The sequence below is a fragment of the Streptomyces sp. NPDC031049 genome (genome assembly GCF_055571015.1).
Map to the genome: position 1 here is coordinate 166,269 of NZ_JBVIGC010000016.1, position 20,161 is coordinate 186,429.

Below are 20,161 nucleotides of genomic sequence, written 5' to 3' on the forward strand. Positions count from 1 at the left end.
GACGACAGGTGACAGAAGCGATCCTCCTGGTCGGCGGCAAGGGCACGCGGTTGCGCCCGCTCACGGTGCACACCCCCAAGCCGATGGTCAGGGCGGCGGGGGTGCCGTTTCTCACGCACCAGCTGGCGCGGGCGAAAGCGGCGGGAGTGGAGCACATCGTGCTCGCCACGTCCTATCTGGCCGAGGTCTTCGAGCCCTACTTCGGCGACGGCTCGTCGCTCGGGCTCCACATCGAGTACGTGACGGAGGAGGAACCGCTCGGCACGGGCGGCGCGATCCGCAACGTGGCGTCGCGGCTCCACTCGGGACCGGACGACCCGGTGCTGGTCTTCAACGGCGACATCCTGACGGGGCTGGACATCCGGGCGCTGGTGGACACCCACCGGTCGACGGGGGCGGACGTCTCCCTGCATCTGACGCAGGTGACGGACCCGAGGGCGTACGGGCTGGTCCCCACGGACGGGACGGGGCGCGTCCTGGCGTTCCTGGAGAAACCCCAGACGCCGGAGGAGATCGTCACCGACCAGATCAACGCGGGGGCGTACGTCTTCCGCCGCTCGCTCATCGACACGATCCCGGCGGGCAGGCCGGTCTCGGTCGAGCGTGAGACGTTCCCGGAGCTGCTGGCGGCCGGCGCGCACCTCCAGGGCATGGTCGACTCGACGTACTGGCTGGACCTGGGCACGCCGGCGGCGTTCGTCCGGGGCTCGGCGGACCTGGTCCTGGGCCGGGCCCCGTCCCCGGCGATACCCGGCCGCTGCGGCGACCGGCTCGTCCTGCCGACGGCGAGGGTGGCGCTCGACGCCAAGCTGGCGGGCGGGACGGTGGTCGGCGAGGGGGCGTTCGTGGCGGAGGGCGCGCGGGTCTTCGGCAGCACGATCCTGCCGGGGGCGGTGATCGAGCCCGGCGCGGTCGTCACGGACTCCCTCGTCGGCAACCGGGCCCGCGTGGGCCGGCGCTCGGTGCTGACGGGCACGGTCATCGGGGACGGCGCGGTGGTCGGCGCCGACAACGAACTGAGAGACGGCGCCCGTGTCTGGTGCGACGCCCGCATCCCCTCGGGCGCCCTGCGCTTCTCCCCGGACACGTAACCCCGCCCGACGGCGCCCGCCCGCAGCCCGCGGGCAGTCGTGCCGCTGGGGCGGCACGGGTGGGCGCTGGGGGTGCCCCCTCTGGGGGAGGCACCCCGTCCCGCCGGGCTGCGCAAACGCCCTGACGCCGGCCACGACGCCGGGCACTGTCGAACCGTCGGCGACAGCCCGTGGGCGCGGGCGGCACCCCGTCACGCCGGGCCGCACAAACGCCCCGACCCCCAGCCACGACGCAGGACCCCTGCAAACGGGCGGCACCAGGCACCCGTAAGACCCGCCTCACAACCGCCCGATGTCCCGCACCGCCATCCTCGGCGCCCGCCGCGGCGGCACCCTCCCGCTCAGCAGGATCAACCGCGCCGCCCGATGCCGCTGCCCCGCATACGGCTCCAGCAGGCGCAGCATCTCCTCGTCGTCGGCCCCCCGGTTCCCCGCCAGCGCCCACCCCACGATCCCGGGCAGATGCAGATCCCCCACCGTCACCGCATCCGGCGCCCCGTGACTGCGCTGCACGACCTCCGCCGACGTCCACGGCCCGATCCCCGGCACGACCTCCAACCGCGCCTGCGCGGCGGCCGGTTCCATCCCGGCCGCCTCCTCCATCCGCGCGGCGACCCGCACCGCCCGCAGGATCGTGGACGCCCGCTTGTTGTCGACCCCCGCGCGGTGCCACTCCCAGGACGGGATCAGCGCCCACGTCCGAGGCGCCGGCATCACGTACATCCGCCCGGGCGCCGGCCCCGGCGCCGGCTCCCCGTACTTCCGTACCAGCAACCGCCACGCCTGATACGCCTCGACCGTCGTGACCTTCTGTTCCAGCACCGACGGAATCAGCGACTCCAGCACCAGCCCGGTCCGCGTCAGCCGCAACCCCGGCCGCCGGTGCCGCGTCACCGCCAGCAGCCGGTGCCGCGGCTCGAACGCGGACGGATCGTCGTCCGCACCGAGCATCCCCGGCAACCGCTCCAGCAGCCACTCGGCCCCCGGCCCCCAGGCCTCGCCCCGCACCTCCCCGCCTCGGGCCGCGACCCGCAGCGTCCCGGGCCCGGCGGGCGTCAGGCTCGCCCGCCACACCGAACCGTCCGGCATGGCCCGGAACGTGGGGTCGCCCGGTCCGCGCCGCAGCGGCCCCAGCACCAGCCCCAGGTCGAACGGCCCGTCCGGCACCCAGGTGCGGACCTTTCCCGGCGCGGCGGCCTGCCGCGGCACCCCCGCGGGCACGGCGACCTGCCCGCCGCGCACGGTCGCCCGTGTCGGCCGGGGAGCGAAACGTCCAGCCACGAGTGAGGTCCCGGAGAAGAGCGGAAACGAAAGAGGTCAGTACGAGGGTAGGTGCTCGCGACCCGGCCTCACCGCACTTCCAGGAACGCCCCGGCGTCCCGCGCGGGTCTCGGCCGGGGCTCCTCGGCCGGACGGCCGACCGCGACGGCACCCATGGGGTCCCAGTCCGCCGGCAGGTCCAGCACCTCGCGCACGACGTCCCGGCAGAACATCGTCGACGACACCCATGCCGAGCCCAGCCGCTCCCCGGCCAGCGCCACGAGGAAGTTCTGCACGCCCGCCCCGGCGGCCACGACGAACATCTCCCGCTCCGCCCCGTCGCGCCGCGCGTCCCCGTACGTGTGCGAGCCGTCCATGACCAGGCACGGGACGACGAGGTACGGGGCGTTGCGCAGCACGTCGCCGCGCCGGATCCGCTTGGCGACGGACTCCTCGGACTTGCCGTCGGCCCTCAGGTCGGCGATCCACGCGTCCCGCATCGCGTCCAGCAGACGGGTGCGGGACTCCGGGGACTCCAGGAGCACGAAACGCCACGGCGTCGTGTGGTGCGGGGCCGGCGCGGTGACCGCGGCGGCCACCGCCCGTCGTACGGCTCCGGGATCGACGGGATCGTCGGTGAAGCTGCGCACCGTACGGCGCTGGGTCACCGCCTGCCGTACCGCCTCGGAGGTGCCCAGCCGGAACATGTCGTCCCGCGCGCCGCGCACCATCGCGCGGGCGCCCTCCCCGTCGTCCTCGGACACCACGTGCGGCAGCCCGCGGACGACGGCGACCGGCAGCCCGCCGGCCTTGCCCTTGACCAGGTCGCCCGCCGCGGCCAGCTCGTCCGCCGTGGCGACGACGGTGGCGCCGAGCGGGTTGCCGTGCGCGTCCGTGCTGCCGCGCAGGTCGTTCAGGACCCGGATTCCGGCCGCGCCGATCGCCACGTCCGTCAGGCCGGCGCGCCAGGGCCGGCCGAAGGTGTCGGTGACGACCACGCCGACCGTGACGCCGAGGGCGTCGCGCAGCCCGTCGCGGATCGCGCGGGCCGAGGCGTCCGGGTCCTCTGGGAGGAGCAGCACGGTGCCGGCGGGGGTGTTGGACGCGTCGACGCCCGCCGCCGCCATGACCAGGCCCTGGCGGTTCTCGACGATGCGCAGCGTGCCGCGCCGGGCCACCACCCGCACCGTCTCCGCGTCGATCGCGGCTTCCCGGTCGGCCGCCCGGACGACGCGTCCCTCGGCCTTGGAGACGATCTTGGAGGTGACCAGGAGCACGTCCCCGTCGGCCAGACCCGGCTCGGCCTCGGCGATCAGCTTGGCGAGGTCGGCGCCGGGGGTGATCTCGGGCAGGCCCGGTACGGCCCAGACCCGGTAGCCGTCGCCGCTCACGCCGCCCGCACCTCCTCCGCCAGCGCCAGCGCCTCGCGCGCCATCTGCGCGGTCGCCGCCACGTCGCTCATCATCAGCGGCACCGCCCGGCAGAGGATCCCGGCGGCCTGCACGCGCGTGACCGACTCCGCGTCGACCGTGTCGACCAGCCAGCCGTCCAGCAGACCGGAGCCGTAGTGCTCGGCGACGGCCGCGGCCGTGGCCTCCACGCCGACCGCCGCGAGCACCTTGTCGGCCATCCCGCGCACCGGCGCGTCCCCGACGATGGGGGACAGGCCGACCACCGGCACTCCGGCGTCGGCGATCGCCTCCCGGACGCCGGGCACGGCGAGGATGGTGCCGACGGAGACGACGGGGTTGGAGGGCGGGAAGAGGATCACGTCCGCCTCGGCGATCGCCTCCAGCACGCCGGGCGCCGGCTTCGCCTGCTCGGCGCCGACCGGTACGACCGCCTCGGCGGGGACGGAGGCCCGCAGCCGTACCCAGTACTCCTGGAAATGGATCGCCTTGCGCTCGCCGTCCAGTTCCACGGCGACATGCGTCTCGACCCGGTCGTCGGTCATCGGGATCAGGCGCACACCCGGCTTCCAGCGGTCGCAGAGGGCCTGGGTCACCGCGCTGAGCGGATATCCGGCGCCGATCATCTGCGTCCGCACGATGTGCGTGGCGAAGTCCCGGTCGCCGAGCCCGAACCACCCGGGCCCCACGCCGTACGCCGCGAGCTCCTCCTTGAGGTGGAAGGTCTCGTCGGCCCGCCCCCAGCCCTGCTCCTCGTTGATGCCGCCGCCGAGCGTGTACATCACCGTGTCGAGGTCCGGGCAGACCTTCAGCCCGAAGAGGTGGATGTCGTCCCCGGTGTTGCCGATGACCGTGATGTCCGCGTCCGGTGCGGCCTGCTTCAGACCGCGCAGGAACCGGGCACCGCCGATGCCGCCTGCCAGAACCACAATGCGCATGGCCCCAGTCTTGCAGGCGGGTACGACAGTGCGTCAGGCAGTCGTCACGGCACCGGTACCGGCGCCGTGCGGCGCGGCGGCCGTGCACCGCGCCGAGTACATCGTCATCTCCGTCAGGCCCGGGTAGTAGACGTGCAGGCTCACCGCGGGCTCCAGCGCGTCGTTGATCACCTCGTGCGTGTAGCCCGGCGCGAACACCCGCTGGGCGCCCGGCCGCAACGCGCGCGTGCCGCGCCGCGTGCGCTCGGTCAGCGTGCCGTCCAGGACGGTCAGCACGCCCGAGGAGGCTCCGTGGTCGTGCAGCCCGCTGCCCTGCCCGGGGACCCAGGACAGCAGCCACACCTCGTAGCCCGGACCGGTGCGCAGCCGGTGGTACCAGCGGGTGGTGGCGTCGTAGCGGACCAGGGGCTCCCACTGGGCCCGGTCGGCGGCGATGGAGCGGGCGAGACCGGCGTACTCGGCGACGGTGGCCGGGTGCTCGCGCGGTGCCTGGAGAAGATGCGGGACTTCGAGGATGTCGCCGGCGATCTGCAGGTCGCTGTCGCTGTTCATGGGGTGCGGGGTTCCTCGGCGGAAGAGTGCGGGGGAGAGAGCGAGGGGGACGCCCAGGTGAGGGCGGTGGGGAGAGGCGGGCGGGTCGGGTGGACCCGCACGACAGCCGGAGCGCGCTTGGCTCAACAGCCGGAACAGCAACAACAGCTACAGCGAGCCCGGGCAGCACCGTGGGACCCGGCGGAGCGGGTCGGGGTGAGCGCCAAGTTCGCGAGCATGCCCACAAGGACAGCGGCTCACACCCGCACTGTCAACTCGATGCCCGGTATGTGGGACATGGTTCACCTCATCCGGTTCATCTGAATGGTGAAAGGTTTGCTCACGCGGTTGTCGGGACACATGGCGCACAAGCCGGGCGCACAACCCCCGTTGCGATCCTGTGATGCGAATGTGATCAGGGCCGCTTCGCGGTGTGTGCCGGAACGGGATCGAACACGAGGGCGTCCTTCCCTGCACAGGCGCTGTGCGGGGGTGGAGGCCCTCGTGGGCCTCGTCGGCGTGTCAAGGTTTATGGCGATTTGAACACTTACCGCATGGCCTTGGTTCCGCAGAGTGAATAAGGGGCCCAATAGCAGATCTCGGCTTGACTCGCCCGGAGCAGCACACTTGTAATTTCACTCGTGTCGTTCAGCCGGAATCGGTAACGGCAACATCACGGGGACGCGAAAGACAGACGAGGGGCGCACATGACCGAGCTGGTGCAGCAACTGCTGGTCGACGACGCGGACGAGGAACTCGGCTGGCAGGAGCGCGCGCTGTGCGCCCAGACCGACCCCGAGTCCTTCTTCCCCGAGAAGGGCGGCTCCACCCGGGAGGCCAAGAAGGTCTGCCTCGCCTGCGAGGTCCGCTCCGAGTGCCTCGAGTACGCCCTCGCCAACGACGAGCGCTTCGGCATCTGGGGCGGCCTGTCCGAGCGGGAGCGCCGCCGGCTGAAGAAGGCCGCCGTCTGAAAGCCGCCTCGGTGAGGCCGCCGTCCGGTGAACGGCGCATCAGATCCGTCCTCGTACGTGCGGCTTCGGCCCGTCGCAGGTGGGTTGTCCACAGGCGGCGGGCCGCCTTGTTGGCCAGCCGCTAGTGTGGTCGCTCGTCCGAGACGCCCCGCCGTGACCACCACGCACGGGCGTCCACCGCAGTCCACCGAACCGGGGCCCGTACCTCGATGTCCGTGCACAGCCACCCGGCAGCGCCTCACCAGGCGGCCGCCACAACAGCGTTCGACCCGGCGCACGCGCCTGTGTTCGACCCGGCCCGCCCCCCCGAGTTCCCGCGTCACGTGGTGACCGCGGTCCTCGTCTCCCACGACGGCGCCCGCTGGCTGCCCGACGCGCTCGCCGGGCTGCTCGGCCAGGAGCGCCCCGTGCAGTCCGTCATGGCCGCCGACACCGGCAGCGCCGACGACTCCGCCCGCCTGGTCACCGACGCCGTCGGCGACGACCGCGTGCTCCACCTCGCCCGGCGCACCGGCTTCGGCCAGGCCGTCGAGGAGGCCGCCCGCACCGCCCCCGTCCTCACCCCGGACGACCTGCCGTACCTGAAGCGCCCCAGCGGCTGGGACCCCGTCACGCGCACCTGGCGCGACGACGCCTACGACCTGCCGGAGCTGCCCCACGGCGAGCCCGTCCAGTGGCTGTGGCTGCTGCACGACGACTGCGCCCCCGAACCCGACGCCCTCGCCGAACTGCTGCGCGTCGTGGACAACGAGTACGCACTCGGCCGCGAGGACGTCGCCGTCGTCGGCCCCAAGCTCCGCGGCTGGTACGACCGCCGTCAGCTGCTGGAGGTCGGCGTCTCCATCGCCAACTCCGGCCGCCGCTGGACCGGCCTGGACCGCCGCGAGCAGGACCAGGGCCAGCACGACCACGTCCGCCCCGTGCTGTCGGTGTCCACCGCCGGCATGCTGGTCCGCCGCGACGTCTACGAAGAACTCGGCGGCTTCGACCGGCGGCTGCCGCTGATGCGCGACGACGTCGACCTGTGCTGGCGCGCCCACGTGGCGGGCTACCGCGTCCTCGTCGCCCCCGAAGCGGTCGTGCGGCACGCCGAGGCCGCCTCCCGCGAGCGCCGCACCGTCGACTGCGCGGGCCGCACCACCGCCTCCCCGCACAAGGTCGACAAGGCGGGCGCCGTCTACACCCTGCTCGTCAACGCCCGTACACCCGCGCTGCCCTGGGTGCTGCTGCGCCTCGTCCTCGGCACCCTGCTGCGCACCCTCGCCTACCTCGTCGGCAAGGTCCCCGGACAGGCCGTCGACGAGATCCGCGGCCTGCTCGGCGTGCTCCTGCGCCCCGAACGCATCCTCGCCGGGCGGCGCGCACGCGGCCGCCCCCAGGTGGACAAGGGCGAACTGCGCCCCCTGTTCCCGCCCCCCGGAGCCACCGTCCGCGCCACCGTCGAACAGGTCGCCGGCAACGTCCTCGGCGGCTCCGACCCCGAGATCCCCGTCGGCGCCGGGCGGCACGGCGGTGCCGTCGAGTCCGGCCCCGGCGACGACGACGCCGACTTCCTCCAGGTCGAGCAGTTCGCCCGGCTCAAGCGCATCGCCCGCAAGCCCGGCCCGGTGCTCTTCCTGGTCCTGCTGCTGTTCTCGCTGATCGCCTGCCGCGCCCTGCTCGGCGGCGGGGCCCTGGCCGGCGGCGCGCTGCTGCCCGCCCCGGCCGGCGCCGGCGAGCTGTGGTCGCGCTACACCGACGCCTGGCACGCGGTGGGCGCCGGCGGCACCGCCTCCGCGCCGCCCTACCTCGCCGTGCTCGCCCTGTTCGCCTCCCTGCTGCTGGGCTCCACCGGCCTCGCCGTCACCGTCCTGCTCGTCTGCTCGGTGCCGCTGGCCGGCCTCACCGCGTACTTCGCCTCCCGACCGCTCGTCACCTCCCGGCTGCTGCGCGCCTGGGCGGCCGTCGCCTACGCGTTCCTGCCCGCCGCCACCGGCGCCCTCGCCGCCGGCCGCATCGGCACCGCCGTCCTCGCGATCCTGCTCCCGCTCATCGCCCGCGCGGGCATCGCCGCCGCCGGCCTGACCAACGCCAAGGGCGTGCGCGGCAGTTGGCGGGCCACCTGGGCGTACGCACTGCTGCTGACCCTCACCACCGCGTTCACGCCCGTCGTGTGGCCCGTCGCGCTCGTCCTCGGCATCGGCGTGCTCGCCCTGCGCCGGGACGACATCACGGCGTACGCACTGCGCTTCCTGGCCCAGCTCGGCACGCCGCTGCTGCTGCTCGCGCCCTGGTCGCTGACGCTGCTGCCCTTCGGCTTCTTCCAGGAGGCCGGCCTGGAGTACGGCGCGTCCGCCGCCTCCGCCCTCGACCTGCTCGGCGCGAGCCCCGGCGGCCCCGGCACGGTCAGCGGCCTGATGCTGATCGGCATCGTCCTGGCCGCGCTGGCCGCCCTGCTGCGCTCCGAGCGCCGGCTCGGCATCCTCACCGCCTGGGCCGCCGCCCTGGTCGGTCTCGTCTTCGCCGTCCTGTCCAACGGCTCCGCCTGGGCCGGCCCCGCCACCCTCGTCTACGGCATCGCGCTGCTGTCCGCCGCGGCGCTCGGAGCGGACGGGGCACGCGCGCGCGTGGCCGAGCAGAGCTTCGGCTGGCGCCAGCCCGTCGCCGTGCTGATCGCGTTCGCGTCGGCCGCGGGGCCGCTGCTCGCCGCCGCCGGCTGGATGATCCGCGGCGCCGACGGCCCGCTGGAGCGGCGGGACCCCGTCCAGGTGCCCGCCTTCGTCGCCGAGGAGAGCGGCACCCGCGACCAGGCCCGCACCCTCGTCCTCCACAGCGACTCCACCGCCCAGGTGCGCTACGTCCTGGTCCGCGGCTCCGGCGCGCGCCTCGGCGACGCCGAACAGGCCGCGGGCGACGGCGAGAACACCACGCTCGACAAGGTCGTCGCCAACCTCGTCGCCGGGTCCGGCGCCGACCAGGCCGACCAGCTCGGCGGCTTCGCCGTGCGCTACGTCCTCGTGCACAAGGGCGCGCCGCGCGAGGTCACCCGCGTGCTGGACGCCACCCCCGGACTGAGCAGACTCAGCCAGCAGGACGGCAGCGCGCTGTGGCGGGTCGACCAGGAAGTCGCCCGGGCGACCATCGTCGCGGGAACCGGGACGGAAGCCGGAGCGGAGTCCGCGGCCGGGGCCGTCGTGCCCGTCGCCGCCGGTCCCGTCGAGATCCACAGCAAGATCCCGTCCGGGCCCGAAGGGCGTGTGCTGCGCCTGGCCGACACGGCCGACGACGGCTGGACGGCCACCCTGGACGGCAAGCCGCTGACGCCCGTCACGGTCGACGGCTGGGCCCAGGGCTTCGAACTGCCCGCCGCCGGCGGCCGGCTCGACGTCACCTACGACGTCCCGCTCACCCACACGGCCTGGCTGTGGACCCAGGGCCTCCTCGCCGTCGTCCTCGTCGTCCTCGCACTGCCCGGCCGCCGCCGCGACGTCGACGACGACCTGCCCGAGGAACCGGCCGTCCCCGCGCAGGCCGTCGCCGGAGAGGGCCGCCGCGCGCGCCGTCTGCGGGCCCAGGCCGAGGCCGAGGCGGGGGCCGACATCGAGGCCGGCACTCCGCCGACGACCCCTCGGACCCCGCCGGTGCCCCCGCAACCTGCAGCGGTCCCGCACCAGCAGGACTACGACGAGTGGGACCCCGCGAGCTACCCGGGCGACGGCCAGGAACACGGCACGTACGACGCCTACGGCAGCGCCCAGCAGTACGCCGGGGCCGGCTACGGACAGCAGCAGCCGTACGCGGGTGACGACGCCTACCAGGCCGCGCAGTACGACCCGTACGCGTACGGGGGTTCGCCGCAGACGGCCTACGGCCAGGAGTACGACCCGTCGTACGGCGGGCCCGACCAGTCGTACGGAGAGCAGTACGGACAGCAGTACGGACACGGCGGCCACGACACCGCGTACGACCCGGCACAGCCCCACCACCCGCACGGCACGGGCAACGAGCGTTCCGACGGGAGCCAGCAGTGAAGCGCACGACCCTGTCCCTTCTCGCCGGCGCGACCGCGCTCGCCGCCGTCACCGGCTTCGCGGCCGTCACCGCGCCTCAGGCCGCGGACGCGGACGGCGCGGTCGGGACGGCCGCCCGGCTCCCCGTGGAGCGCACCAGCCTCGTCTGCCCCTCGCCCAGCACCTCCGACCTGGCCGAGACGACGTACACGTCGTTCACGCCCGTCACCAAGGGCACGGAGAAGGACGGGCGTGCGGAACTGCGCTCGGCACCACAGGACGGAGAGGGGACCGGGCAGGAAGGGGAGAAGGAAGAGAACGCGGAGAGCGCGGAGAAGGCGGAGAAGCCGGTCCTGGAACCGGAGGCGCCCGGCACGCCGGTCACCGGCGAGAAGTCGGGCGGCGACGCGCCCGCGCTCGTCGGGACGGCCGAGGGGCGGTTCGCACCCGGCTGGACGGTGCAGCAGACCACCGAGGTCAGCGCGGGCGCCGGGCGCGGGCTGCTGGGCGTCAGCTGCGCCGCGCCCGACACGGACTTCTGGTTCCCGGGCGCCAGTACGGCGGACGACCGCACCGACTACGTGCATCTGACGAACCCCGACGACTCGGCCGCCGTCGTGGACATCGAGCTGTACGGCAAGGACGGTGCGCTGAAGTCGGCGGTGGGCGAGGGCATCACGGTGAAGCCCCACGCGAGCGAGCCGATCCTGTTGTCCACGCTCAGCAGCGAGAAGCAGAGCGACGTCACCGTGCACGTGAGCGTCCGCAGCGGGCGCGTCGGGGCGGCGGTGCAGGCGCTGGACGACAAGGTGGGGGGCGACTGGCTGGCGCCCGCCACGGACCCCGGGGGAACGCTGGTGGTGCCGGGCATTCCCAAGGACGCGACGGCGGTGCGGCTGGTGCTGTTCACGCCCGGTGACAGCGACGCCGACCTGAAGGTGCGGCTGGCCTCGCCGTCCGGGCTGATCACGCCGGCCGGGCACGAGACGGTGCGGGTCAAGGCGGGCCGTACCACCGCCGTCGACCTCGGCGACGTCACGCGCGGTGAGGCGGGGTCGCTGGTGCTGACGCCGACGGAGCAGGCCGTGCCGGTGGTGGCGGCGGTCCGGGTGGTGCGTGGCGAGGGCGCCGATCAGGAGATGGCGTTCATCCCGGCGACGGGCCCGATAGGGGCGCGCGCGACGTCGTCGGACAACCGCTCCGAGGGCACGACGCTGTCGCTGGCGGCGCCGGAGAAGGCCGCCGAGGTGAAGATCACGGCGTCGGCGGGCAGCGAGGGCGGCACGACCCGGTCGCGGACGTACACGATCAAGGGCGGCACGACCCAGGACGTGGAGGCGCCGGTTCCCGACGGCCTGAAGGGCACGTACGCCCTGACGGTGGAGCCGGTGTCGGGCGGCCCGGTGTACGCGTCGCGCACCCTGACGGCCCCCAAGGACGACGTCCCGTTCTTCACGGTCCAGCCCCTCCCCGACGACCGAGGCACGGTCTCGGTCCCGAACGCCGAGGAGGACCTGTCGGTCCTGCAACGCTGACCGGCGCGGGGTGGTGGGGGTTCGCGTTGTGTGTGGGGTGCGGCGCCGCGGATGGATGCCTGCGGCGCCGCTGCGGCTTGGGTGGGAGTGCGCGTAGCACCCTACGGGCGGCACCCCGCTACGCCGGGCTGCGCAACGCCCTGAAGCCAGCCACGACGCCGGGCGCCTGCGAACCGCCGCCCACCGCACCGCACGCAAGCGCGCCCGCCTCAGTCCTCCCCGTACCGCGGATCCACCGTCTCCGGCGTCAGCCCCAACAGCTCCGCGACCTGCTCGACGACCACCTCGTGCACCAGCGCCGCCCGCTCGTCCCGCCCCTTCGTCCGGATCTCGACCGGCCGCCGGTACACCACCACCCGAGCCCGCCGCCCGCCCCGCGAGGGAATCGTGCCGCCCAGCGGGACCGCCTCGTCGCTCCAGGCCTCCCCGCCCGCCCCGTCCAGCCGGGGCACCTCCAGCACGAGGAAATCGATGTCGGCGAGCTGCGGCCACCGCCGCTCCAGCCGCTCTACGGAGTCCTGCACCAGGTCCGCGAACACGTCGGCACGACTCGCGGCCAGCGGCACCTGCGGCGGTGCGATCGGCCCGCGCATGCCCCGGCCGTGACGATCACGGCGACGGGGCCCGGGGCGGCCGGCGGAACGGGGCGTCACGGGGGTGTCCATCACTGGTGAAGATTAGTACCCGCCCGGTCCTCGCGCCGGTCCCCGCACCGCGGACCGGACACGCCCGAATCGCGTCGCACCGCATGTCACATGCTGACCATTCCAGCCAAGCTTGGGCTCGATTCCGTATCTCTCCAAGACCGGCGATCACAAGGCAATTGATGCGGTTTGTACCAGGTCCTGATCGCGCCGGAGGTTGCCCGATCATCCGAAAAGTGACGTCCGCGCAGGTCAGGATGGTGTTCACGGGCAGCCGTGTGGGGTGATTCACAGTGCGACACGGTGGAGTGACCTGGTGGAGAGTCGTCGCGGCCCGCTCAAGAGTGCGGTACCGTCCAACATCGTGAGCCCTGTACGTCGCTGTTCGCGCACCGCCTGCGGCCGTCCCGCCGTCGCGACGCTGACGTACGTCTATGCCGACTCGACCGCGGTCCTCGGCCCGCTCGCCACCTACGCCGAACCCCACTGCTACGACCTGTGCGCCGAGCACTCCGAGCGCCTCACCGCGCCGCGCGGCTGGGAGGTCGTCCGGCTGCTCGACGGCTCGGCCCCCGCCCGCCCCAGCGGCGACGACCTGGAAGCGCTCGCCAACGCCGTGCGCGAGGCCGCCCGCCCGCAGGAGCGCGCCGCCGGAGCCGGCGGCGGAGGCCGCGGTGCCGACCCGATGGAGGTCGCCCGGCGCGGCCACCTGCGCGTCCTGCGGTCGCCCGACAACTGACGACCCTGGCCGACGGGCGGCGCGGGCTGCGCGAGACCTGGGTGCCCGCGCTGGTGTGCGGCACCACCTCCGCCGCTGCCCTGACCTTCGCGAACCGCCCGGCGGCCTGTCAGCGCGAGCGGGTAGTTTGTGGGCATCGACAGGACTTCCAGGAAGGTTGGCCGTGGCTGCTGATCTGTCGCAGATCGTGAAGGCGTACGACGTACGCGGTGTGGTCCCGGACCAATGGGACGAGTCCCTGGCCGAGTTGTTCGGCGCGGCCTTCGTCCGGATGACCGGCGCGAGCGCCATCGTCACCGGACACGACATGCGGCCTTCCTCCCCGGGCCTGTCGGCGGCCTTCGCGCGCGGCGCGGCGGCCCAGGGCGCCGACGTCACCGAGATCGGCCTGTGCTCCACCGACCAGCTGTACTACGCCTCCGGCGCGCTCGACCTGCCGGGCGCCATGTTCACCGCCTCGCACAACCCCGCCCGGTACAACGGCATCAAGATGTGCCGCATGGGCGCCGCCCCCGTCGGCCAGGACACGGGCCTCGCCGAGATCCGCGAGCTCGTCGAGCGGTGGAGCGGGACCGGCGCCCCCGAGCCCGCCGCCCGGCAGGGCACGATCGGCCGCCGCGACACCCTGGCCGACTACGCGGCCCATCTGCGCTCCCTGGTCGACCTCACCTCGATCCGCCCGCTGAAGGTGGTCGTGGACGCGGGCAACGGCATGGGCGGTCACACCGTCCCGTCGGTCCTCGCCGGCCTGCCCGTCGACCTCGTGCCGATGTACTTCGAGCTGGACGGCACCTTCCCCAACCACGAGGCCAACCCGCTCGACCCGGCCAACCTCGTCGACCTCCAGAAGCGGGTCCGGGAGGAGGGTGCCGACCTCGGTCTCGCCTTCGACGGCGACGCCGACCGCTGCTTCGTCGTGGACGAGCACGGCGACCCGGTCTCCCCGTCCGCCATCACCGCCCTGGTCGCCTCCCGGGAACTCGCCCGGCGCGGCGGCCGGGGTACGGTCATCCACAACCTCATCACCTCCTGGTCCGTCCCCGAGGTCGTCACCGAGAACGGCGGCACACCGGTACGCACGCGCGTGGGCCACTCCTTCATCAAGGCCGAGATGGCCCGGACCGGCGCCATCTTCGGCGGCGAGCACTCCGCGCACTACTACTTCCGCGACTTCTGGAACGCCGACACGGGCATGCTGGCCGCCCTGCACGTCCTGGCGGCCCTCGGCAGCCAGGACGGCCCGCTGTCCGCCCTCGTCGCCCAGTACGACCGCTATGTCGGCTCCGGCGAGATCAACTCCACGGTCGCCGACCAGGCCGGCCGGCTCGCCGCCGTCCGAGCCGCGTACGAGGGCCGCGACGACGTCAGCCTGGACGAACTGGACGGCCTGACGGTCACCGCCGCCGACTGGTGGTTCAACGTCCGCCCGTCCAACACGGAGCCCCTGCTCCGCCTCAACGCGGAGGCCCGCGACGCCGCGACGATGACCAAGGTGAGAGACGAGGCACTGGCCATCATCAGAGCCTGAGCCCAACGGCCCGGAAACCTCCACGGCCCGGCCTCCGAACCGGGTCCCCCGAGCCCGCTGGATGCTTCGCATCTCGATCGTTCCCGACCGAGGGCCTCCCCGGCTCGACCGACCGAGCCGGGAGGTGACCTCATTTCCTGGCCGACCGAGTCGGGTGGTGGGTGGGCACAGGCACGGGGGTCCAGGGCGGAGCCCCCTGCTCACGGTCGGGCGACGCCGACGCTGCTTCCCCAACGGCGGTACCCTGACCAGCACATCAACAAGCCGCACATCACCATGCCGTACAGCCACACGCCGCACACCTCACCGCTCCCGAAGGGAACCCCCATGCCGCTCGAAGCCGGCCTCCTGGAGATCCTCGCCTGCCCGGCCTGCCACGCCCCCCTCGAGGAGCGGGACACCGAGCTGATCTGCACCGGCCAGGACTGCGGCCTGGCGTACCCCGTACGCGACGGCATCCCGGTCCTCCTCGTCGACGAGGCCCGCCGCCCCGGGTAGCAGGCCGGCTAGAAGCCGGGCACCCACCGGGAAGCCCTCCCGGGACAGCCCCAGGGGCACCCGCCCCGACCGACCCACCGGCACCCGCGTACCAGACGCCCCCGGCGATCGGAGACTGCCGCCATGCTCGACGAATCGCTGCTCGACAGCCCGGACGGGCTCGCCGACGCCGACCGCCGCGGTCTGCTGCGCGGCGCCGCGGAGGCCGGCGCCCGCGTCCGCACCGCCACCCGGCACGCCGCCGAGGCCGGCATCGGCGACCTGAAACCGGACGGCCGTCCCCGCGCCGTCCTCATCGCCGGCCCCGGCGCCGCCGCCACCCAGACCGCCGACCTGCTCGGCACCCTCGCCGGCGCCGGCAGCCCCGTGACCCGCCTGGCGCCCACCGGCGTCGCCCCCGCGGCCGGGGCCCTGCGCTGGGAGCTGCCGGGCTGGGCCGGCTCCGTGGACCTGCTGCTGATCGCCACCCCCGACGGCACCGAGCCGGGCCTGTCCCTGCTCGCCGAGCAGGCCTACCGTCGCGGCTGCACGGTCGTCGCCGTCGCCCCCGCCCGGTCCCCGCTCAGCGAAACGGTGAACGGCTCCCACGGCCTGTTCATCCCCATGGCCACCGCCCCCTACGACCAGGAGGAGCCGCTCGCCGCAGCGGCCCCCGGCGTCCTGTGGGCGCTGCTCACCCCCCTCCTCGCGCTCCTGGACCGCACCGGCCTGCTCAGCGCCCCGCCCGACGCCCTCCAGAAGGTCGCCGACCGGCTGGACCAGGTCGCCGAACGCTGCGGTCCCGCCATCGCGACGTACAGCAACCCCGCGAAGACCCTCGCGGCCGAACTCGCCGACGCCCTGCCCGTCGTCTGGACCGAGGGCACGTCCGCCGGCCCGGCGGGCCGGCGCTTCGCCGCCGCCCTCGCCGAACTCTCCGGCACCCCGGCCGTCGTGGCGGAGCTGCCCGAGGCGCTCGCCGCACACAGCGCGCTGCTCGCCGGCCCCCTTGCCGCCGGCGCCGACCCCGACGACTTCTTCCGCGACCGCGTCGAGGAGCCACCCGCGCTGCACGCGCGCGTGGTGCTGCTGCGGGACCGCCCCATCGGCGGCCTCACCGCCGCGCCCACCGCCCGCGACATCGCCCTCAGCCACGACACACCGATCAGCGAACTGGAACCGGAGGCGGGCGGCGAACTGGAGACCCTGGCGGAACTGATCGCCATCACGGATTTCGCCGCCGTTTACCTCGCGCTCGCCTCGGGCGCCTGATCTCAGTGCGTACTGAGCTTCGTACGCAGGGGCCTCGCATGCAGGGGACTCGTACGCAGGCGCCTCCCGCACACGAGCCCCGCACGCGCGAGCCCCGTGCACGGGGGCGCCGTACGCACTGAGCCCCGTGCACACCGAGCCGCCCCGTCGGCACGATGGCGCGGGTCGGCCCCCGTACCGCCGCACGCCCCGAAGAACCGGCAGAGAGAGCCCATGGACCGCCTCGACAACACCGTCCGCCCCTACGCCTGGGGTTCCCCCACCGCCATCCCGGAGCTGCTCGGTGTCGAGCCCACCGGCGAACCGCAGGCGGAGATGTGGATGGGAGCCCACCCCGGCGCCCCCTCCCGCACCCCCCGGGGCACCCTCGCCGAGGTCATCGACGCGGCCCCGGAGCGCGAACTGGGACCCGAGTCCGTCGCCCGGTTCGGCCCGCGGCTGCCGTTCCTCCTCAAGCTCCTGGCCGCCGGCGCCCCGCTCTCCCTCCAGGTCCACCCCGACCTCGAACAGGCCGCGCGGGGCTACGAGGACGAGGAGCGGCGCGGCATCCCCGTCGACGCCCCGCACCGCACCTACAAGGACGCCAACCACAAGCCGGAACTGATCTGCGCGCTCACCGAGTTCGACGGCCTGTGCGGCTTCCGCGCCCCGGCCCGGACCGCCGACCTCCTCGACGGCCTCGGCGTCGACTCCCTCAAGCCGTACGTCGACCTGCTGCGCGCCCATCCCGAGGACGCCGCCCTGCGCGAGGTCCTCACGGCGGTCCTCACCGCCGACCCCGCGGACATGGCCCACACGGTCGCCGAGGTCGCCACCGCCTGCGACCGCCTCGGCGGCCCCTACGCCCCCTACGCCGACATCGCCCACCACTACCCCAGCGACCCCGGCGTCCTCGCCGCGATGCTCCTCAACCACGTCCGGCTCCAGCCCGGCGAGGCCCTCTACCTCGGCGCCGGCATCCCGCACGCCTACCTCAGCGGCCTCGGGGTCGAGATCATGGCCAACTCCGACAACGTCCTGCGCTGCGGCCTGACCCCCAAGCACGTCGACGTCCCCGAACTGCTGCGCATCGTCCGCTTCGAGGCCGGCGACGCCGGCGTCCTGCGCCCGGAGGCCGCCCCCGACGGCGAGGAGGTCTACGACACGCCCACCGACGAGTTCCGCCTCTCCCGCTACGTCCTTCCCGAGGGCACCGTCGCCCACGACCTGACCCGTCCCGCCCCGCAGATCCTGCTCTGCACCGCGGGCGCCGTACGGGTCGGCGAGCACGACCTCACTCCGGGCCGGTCCGTCTTCGTCCCGGCGGGCGAGCGGACGGAGGTCACCGGTGCCGGAACGCTCTTCCGGGCCACCGTACGGATCTGACGCGTACACGATCGGTTACCGTGCGCACGGCGCCGGCACGGGCTGCAACAATGACCCACCGCACGGCACGGGCCGGGCCGAACGACGGCCGCGCCCGAACCGGCGTACAGACGCAGACGAAGGCGAAGGGACAACGCGGCACATGAGCGCGTCAGGCGGGACCAAGGCGATCGTGGCGGCACTGCTCGCCAACCTCTCGATCGCGGTAGCGAAATTCGTGGCGTTCCTCTTCAGCGGCTCCTCGTCGATGCTCGCCGAGTCCGTGCACTCGGTCGCCGACTCCGGCAACCAGGGTCTGCTCCTCCTCGGCGGCAAGCGCGCCAAGCGCGCCGCCACCCCTGAGCATCCCTTCGGCTACGGCCGTGAGCGCTACATCTACGCCTTCCTCGTCTCCATCGTGCTGTTCTCGGTCGGCGGCATGTTCGCCCTCTACGAGGGCTACGAGAAGATCAAGCACCCGCACGAGATCGAGCACTGGTACTGGCCGGTCGGCGTCCTGGTCTTCGCGATCATCGCCGAGACGATCTCCTTCCGGACCGCCATCAAGGAGTCCAACGCCCTGCGCGGCAAGAAGTCCTGGAAGGAGTTCGTCCGCCACGCCAAGGCCCCCGAGCTGCCCGTCGTTCTGCTGGAGGACCTCGGCGCCCTCGTCGGTCTGTTCCTCGCCCTCGGCGGCGTCGGCCTGGCCCTGCTCACCGGCAACGGCGTCTGGGACGGCATCGGCACCCTCTGCATCGGCGTCCTGCTCATCCTGATCGCCCTCGTGCTCGCCGCCGAGACCAAGTCGCTGCTGCTCGGCGAGGCCGCGAGCCCCGAAGCGCTGCGGCAGATCGAGGCCGCCGCCGTCGCCGGCGACACCGTCACGGGCATCATCCACATGCGCACGCTCCACCTCGGCCCCGAGGAACTGCTCGTCGCCGCCAAGATCGCCGTCCGGCACGACGGCACGGCCGGCGAGATCGCCGCCGCCATCGACGCCGCCGAGTCCCGCATCCGCGAGGCCGTCCCGATCGCCCGCGTCATCTACCTGGAGCCGGACATCTACAGCGAGGCGGAAGCGGCCAGGGGCGCCGACCCCGAGGCCAGCCCCGGCGGCCCGGCACCCACGTCCCACTGACGCGCGCGTCCGCGGGCGCGGCCGGAAAAGACCGAATGTGTTCGCAGGCGGACTGGGGACGGCGGGGGCCCGCGGTGTAGCTTGGAACGGAGCCAGACGTCGCTGCTGATGGCGGTCGGGCGGTCGTACCAAGGACCGGCCGAGGGAGAGAGGGCCTCCGACGGACTGCGCTGCGCGTCACGCGGGCATGCCTGTGTCCTCTTCGGGCACCCCTGTGTCCGCCGCCGCGCAGATCAGCCGTACCCACCTCGATCCGACCCCGAGGAGCAGCTCGCAATGACGACTGTCGACAACCGACAGGACTTCAAGGTCGCCGACCTTTCCCTGGCCGAGTTCGGCCGCAAGGAGATCTCCCTCGCCGAGCACGAGATGCCCGGCCTGATGGCGATCCGCGAGGAGTACGCCGAGGCGCAGCCGCTGGCCGGCGCGCGGATCACGGGCTCCCTGCACATGACGGTGCAGACCGCCGTCCTCATCGAGACCCTGGTCGCCCTCGGCGCCCGCGTCCGCTGGGCCTCCTGCAACATCTTCTCCACGCAGGACCACGCCGCGGCCGCCATCGCCGTCGGCCCGAACGGCACCCCGGACAACCCCCAGGGCGTCCCCGTCTTCGCCTGGAAGGGCGAGACGCTCGAGGAGTACTGGTGGTGCACCGAGCAGGCGCTGACCTGGCCGGACAGCCCGACCGGCGGCCCGAACATGATCCTGGACGACGGCGGTGACGCCACCCTCCTCGTCCACAAGGGCGTCGAGTACGAGAAGGACGGCAAGGTCCCCTCGCCCGACACCGCCGAGTCCGACGAGCACCGCGTCATCCTCGAGCTGCTGACCCGCACCCTGGGCGAGAGCCCCCAGAAGTGGACCCAGCTCGCCTCGGAGATCCGTGGTGTGACGGAGGAGACCACGACGGGTGTGCACCGGCTGTACGAGATGCAGCGGGACGGCACGCTGCTGTTCCCGGCGATCAACGTCAACGACGCGGTGACGAAGTCGAAGTTCGACAACAAGTACGGCTGCCGGCACTCGCTGGTGGACGGCATCAACCGCGCCACGGACGTGCTGATCGGCGGCAAGACCGCCGTCGTGTGCGGCTACGGGGATGTGGGCAAGGGCTGCGCGGAGTCGCTGCGCGGGCAGGGCGCCCGGGTCATCGTCACCGAGATCGACCCGATCTGCGCCCTCCAGGCGGCGATGGACGGCTACCAGGTCACCACGCTGGACGAGGTCGTCGACCAGGCCGACATCTTCATCACCACCACCGGCAACAAGGACATCATCATGGCCGGTGACATGGC

16 protein-coding genes are annotated in these 20,161 nt (G+C 73.6%); 11 read left to right on the forward strand and 5 right to left on the reverse strand.

Features of this window, described 5'->3' with window-relative positions:
- Positions 1-8: 8 nt before the first annotated feature.
- Positions 9-1,091: a mannose-1-phosphate guanylyltransferase gene (manB, locus tag ACZ45Q_RS25790; RefSeq protein WP_468265494.1), complete on the forward strand. Its 1,083-nt coding sequence runs from the start codon at positions 9-11 to the stop codon at positions 1,089-1,091.
- A gap of 279 nt (positions 1,092-1,370) precedes the next feature.
- On the opposite strand, the gene ACZ45Q_RS25795 is transcribed toward manB, so the two are convergent.
- The 4 genes from ACZ45Q_RS25795 to ACZ45Q_RS25810 form a co-directional block, all read right to left on the reverse strand.
- On the reverse strand, positions 1,371-2,372 hold the full coding sequence (locus tag ACZ45Q_RS25795; RefSeq protein WP_468265496.1) for a DNA-3-methyladenine glycosylase family protein: 1,002 nt from the start codon (positions 2,370-2,372) through the stop codon (positions 1,371-1,373).
- Between the two features lie 68 nt (positions 2,373-2,440).
- Entirely contained in the window at positions 2,441-3,742 is a 1,302-nt protein-coding gene (locus ACZ45Q_RS25800) for a coenzyme F420-0:L-glutamate ligase (RefSeq protein ID WP_468265498.1), read from the reverse strand.
- The gene (gene cofD / locus ACZ45Q_RS25805) at positions 3,739-4,698 is read right to left on the reverse strand and encodes a 2-phospho-L-lactate transferase (RefSeq protein ID WP_468265500.1); all 960 of its coding nucleotides are present in this window, start codon (positions 4,696-4,698) and stop codon (positions 3,739-3,741) included. The genes ACZ45Q_RS25800 and cofD overlap by 4 nt, the downstream gene beginning before the upstream one ends.
- 33 nt (positions 4,699-4,731) lie before the next feature.
- Positions 4,732-5,250 carry a cysteine dioxygenase gene (locus tag ACZ45Q_RS25810; RefSeq protein WP_468265502.1) on the reverse strand — a complete coding sequence of 173 codons (519 nt, stop codon included), beginning with the start codon at positions 5,248-5,250 and terminating at the stop codon, positions 4,732-4,734.
- Positions 5,251-5,936: 686 nt separating this feature from the next.
- Here ACZ45Q_RS25810 and ACZ45Q_RS25815 point away from each other — a divergent pair.
- The 3 genes from ACZ45Q_RS25815 to ACZ45Q_RS25825 all read left to right on the forward strand — a co-directional run bounded on the left by ACZ45Q_RS25815 (position 5,937) and on the right by ACZ45Q_RS25825 (position 11,724).
- On the forward strand, positions 5,937-6,200 hold the full coding sequence (locus ACZ45Q_RS25815) for a WhiB family transcriptional regulator (RefSeq protein ID WP_003975777.1): 264 nt from the start codon (positions 5,937-5,939) through the stop codon (positions 6,198-6,200).
- Between the two features lie 209 nt (positions 6,201-6,409).
- Positions 6,410-10,210 (forward strand): glycosyltransferase, encoded by a 3,801-nt coding sequence (locus tag ACZ45Q_RS25820; RefSeq protein ID WP_468265504.1) that lies wholly within the window; start codon positions 6,410-6,412, stop codon positions 10,208-10,210.
- Positions 10,207-11,724 (forward strand): DUF5719 family protein, encoded by a 1,518-nt coding sequence (locus ACZ45Q_RS25825; protein ID WP_468265506.1) that lies wholly within the window; start codon positions 10,207-10,209, stop codon positions 11,722-11,724. Before ACZ45Q_RS25820 ends, ACZ45Q_RS25825 begins: the two co-directional genes overlap by 4 nt.
- A gap of 209 nt (positions 11,725-11,933) precedes the next feature.
- Here the strand turns inward: ACZ45Q_RS25825 and ACZ45Q_RS25830 are convergent, their stop codons facing one another.
- A complete protein-coding gene (locus ACZ45Q_RS25830; protein WP_468265528.1) occupies positions 11,934-12,389 on the reverse strand; it encodes a metallopeptidase family protein in 456 nt (151 codons plus the stop codon).
- Positions 12,390-12,684: 295 nt separating this feature from the next.
- Between ACZ45Q_RS25830 and ACZ45Q_RS25835 the strand changes: the two genes are divergently transcribed.
- The 7 genes from ACZ45Q_RS25835 to ACZ45Q_RS25865 form a co-directional block, all read left to right on the forward strand.
- Positions 12,685-13,107 carry a DUF3499 domain-containing protein gene (locus tag ACZ45Q_RS25835; RefSeq protein ID WP_468265508.1) on the forward strand — a complete coding sequence of 141 codons (423 nt, stop codon included), beginning with the start codon at positions 12,685-12,687 and terminating at the stop codon, positions 13,105-13,107.
- Between the two features lie 163 nt (positions 13,108-13,270).
- Positions 13,271-14,635 (forward strand): phosphomannomutase/phosphoglucomutase, encoded by a 1,365-nt coding sequence (locus tag ACZ45Q_RS25840; protein ID WP_468265510.1) that lies wholly within the window; start codon positions 13,271-13,273, stop codon positions 14,633-14,635.
- A gap of 327 nt (positions 14,636-14,962) precedes the next feature.
- Positions 14,963-15,133: a Trm112 family protein gene (locus ACZ45Q_RS25845; RefSeq protein ID WP_388778576.1), complete on the forward strand. Its 171-nt coding sequence runs from the start codon at positions 14,963-14,965 to the stop codon at positions 15,131-15,133.
- A 123-nt stretch (positions 15,134-15,256) separates the two neighbouring features.
- Positions 15,257-16,384 carry an SIS domain-containing protein gene (locus tag ACZ45Q_RS25850; RefSeq protein ID WP_468265512.1) on the forward strand — a complete coding sequence of 376 codons (1,128 nt, stop codon included), beginning with the start codon at positions 15,257-15,259 and terminating at the stop codon, positions 16,382-16,384.
- 213 nt (positions 16,385-16,597) lie between these two features.
- Positions 16,598-17,749: a mannose-6-phosphate isomerase, class I gene (gene manA / locus ACZ45Q_RS25855; RefSeq protein ID WP_468265514.1), complete on the forward strand. Its 1,152-nt coding sequence runs from the start codon at positions 16,598-16,600 to the stop codon at positions 17,747-17,749.
- A 142-nt stretch (positions 17,750-17,891) separates the two neighbouring features.
- Complete coding sequence (locus ACZ45Q_RS25860) at positions 17,892-18,866, forward strand: cation diffusion facilitator family transporter (RefSeq protein ID WP_468265516.1); 975 nt, start codon at positions 17,892-17,894, stop codon at positions 18,864-18,866.
- 276 nt (positions 18,867-19,142) lie between these two features.
- Positions 19,143-20,161 (forward strand): adenosylhomocysteinase (locus tag ACZ45Q_RS25865; protein ID WP_468265518.1); only part of this gene is annotated, 1,019 nt, incomplete at its 3' end.